2 protein-coding genes and 1 pseudogene are annotated in these 1,883 nt (G+C 72.5%); 2 read left to right on the top strand and 1 reads right to left on the bottom strand.

Annotated features, from left to right (window positions below; all coding sequences use genetic code 11):
- Nucleotides 1–188 (bottom strand): hypothetical protein (locus K6I34_RS36450; RefSeq protein ID WP_229332311.1); only part of this gene is annotated, 188 nt, incomplete at its 3' end.
- Here K6I34_RS36450 and K6I34_RS36445 point away from each other — a divergent pair.
- Together K6I34_RS36445 and K6I34_RS36440 are read left to right on the top strand one after the other, a co-directional pair.
- Nucleotides 96–1,313 carry a CDP-glycerol glycerophosphotransferase family protein gene (locus K6I34_RS36445; protein WP_308294109.1) on the top strand — a complete coding sequence of 406 codons (1,218 nt, stop codon included), beginning with the start codon at nt 96–98 and terminating at the stop codon, nt 1,311–1,313. The two genes, K6I34_RS36450 and K6I34_RS36445, sit on opposite strands and share 93 nt — an antisense overlap.
- A pseudogene (locus K6I34_RS36440) lies at nt 1,310–1,883 on the top strand (glycosyltransferase family 4 protein); the annotation flags it as partial. The gene K6I34_RS36445 and the pseudogene K6I34_RS36440, both read left to right, overlap by 4 nt.

Genomic DNA, 1,883 nt, shown 5'->3' with positions numbered 1-1,883 from the left:
GGGCTCGGAAAGGTGGATAAGAGACACTCCACGCGCTCACCCGCCGCGTCACCGGCCCCCGTGGCAAGACGCTCGCCTACCACGAGCTGCTGCGGCTGCCCGCCGAGGACGACCTGGTCGTCCTCGAATCCCTGGAAGGCCGCGGCTACGCCGACAGCCCCCGCCACATCCACGAGGAACTCCTCCACCGGGGGCTCCCGCTGCGCGCCGTCTGGTCGTACTCCGGCAGTACCGCCTCCTTCCCCGAGGGCACCACTCTGGTCCGGCGCGGCAGCTGGGAGTACGTCAAGGCGCTCGCCCGCGCCCGCTACTGGGTCGACTCGCACGGCTTCCCCGCGCTCTACGGCAAACGGCCCGGCACGCGCTATCTCCAGACCTGGCACGGACAGGCGTTCAAGCACATGGGCTTCGACACCCCGGAGCTGCGGCTGGCCGGTGCGGAACGGCGACGGCAGCACCGCGAGACGGTGGCCCGTTGGGACGCCCTCATCGCGCCGAGCGAGGAGTTCGAGCGCACCTTCGTCCGCGCCAACGACTACTCCGGCGAACTGCTCCGCACCGGCCTGCCCCGCAACGACCCGCTCGTGCGCGGGGACGAACCCGAGCAGCGTGCCCGCGCCGCGGCCACCCGCGAACGGCTCCAGCTCCCCGACGGCCGCAAGGTGCTGCTCTACGCGCCCACCTTCCGCGACGGCGCGCGCGGCAGCGGCGAGTCCGTCCGCGTCGACCTGGCCGCTCTCGTCCGGCGCACCCACGAGGAATGGACGATCGTCGTCCGCCCGCACTACTACGAGCGGTACACCGTGCCCCGCGAACTGGGCCACGCGGTGCGCGACGGCAGGGAGGTCACCGACGTGAACGACCTGATGCTCGCCTCCGACGCGCTGCTCACGGACTACTCCTCCCTGATGTTCGACTACGTGAACCTGGGGCGGCCCGTCCTCTTCTACGCCGACGACTTCACCGACTACCGCTCCCTGGCACGCGGCACCTACTACGACCTGGCGGAGATCGCCCCCGGCCCCGTGTCGGACACGGTGGACGCCTTGGCCGCCGCGCTCACGGACCTCGACGCGGTGCGGGAGGAGTGGGCGGAGGCGTACGAGCGATTCCGGGTGCGCTTCAACCCTTACGAGAGCGGGCGGTCGAGCGCCGACGTGGTGAAGCTGTTCTTCGAAGGGGGAGCGGAGGACGACGGGGGCGCCGGCCGTGGAAGCGCCGAGAAGAGCGGTGCGCGGGCCGCGGACCCCGGGAGCGCCGGGAAGGACGGCCGGGCCGACGCCGAGACGGCGACGGAAGGAGGAGCCCGATGACACCGCGCGATCTCTTCCTCGTCGGTATCGACGTTGACTCCATGGGCGGCTCGCAACGGGTCCTCCACACCCTCGCCCAGGGCTTCGCCGAGCGCGGCCACCGGGTGGAGCTCGTCGGCATCCGGCCCAGCGCCGAATCCCACGTCCACACCGCCGACCCGGCCTACCGCCATCTCACCCTCTACCGCTCGCCCGCCGCGCCGTACCCGCAGGCCGTGTCCGTCGCGGAGCGGCTGAGCCCGGCCCGGCTGCGGGCCGCCCGCGCCGCCCGCCGGGAGCGCGACAAGGCCCGCGCACGGCTCGCGGAACGCTTCGCACGGGTCCGGGACGGGTTCGTCGTCATCGGCTCGCCCTGGGCGGCGGCCTGGCTCGACGAGGTCGAACGACCGCACCTCAAGGCCATCGGGCAGTACCACGAGTCCTTCCACCAGGCCCGCGCCACGGAGAACCTCCAGCTGATCCTCCGGCACTACCCGGCGCTGGAGAAGTCCCTGTTCCTCAGCGAGCCGGACGCCGCCGAGTTCCGCCGCAGACGGCTGCCCAACGCGGCCGTCATGCCCAACCCCCTGC

This window comes from Streptomyces sp. UNOC14_S4 (assembly GCF_020740835.1).
In the GTDB taxonomy this organism is placed as follows: domain Bacteria; phylum Actinomycetota; class Actinomycetes; order Streptomycetales; family Streptomycetaceae; genus Streptomyces.
Note: the sequence above shows the minus strand (reverse complement) of the source record. Positions and strands in the feature narration are given on the sequence as shown.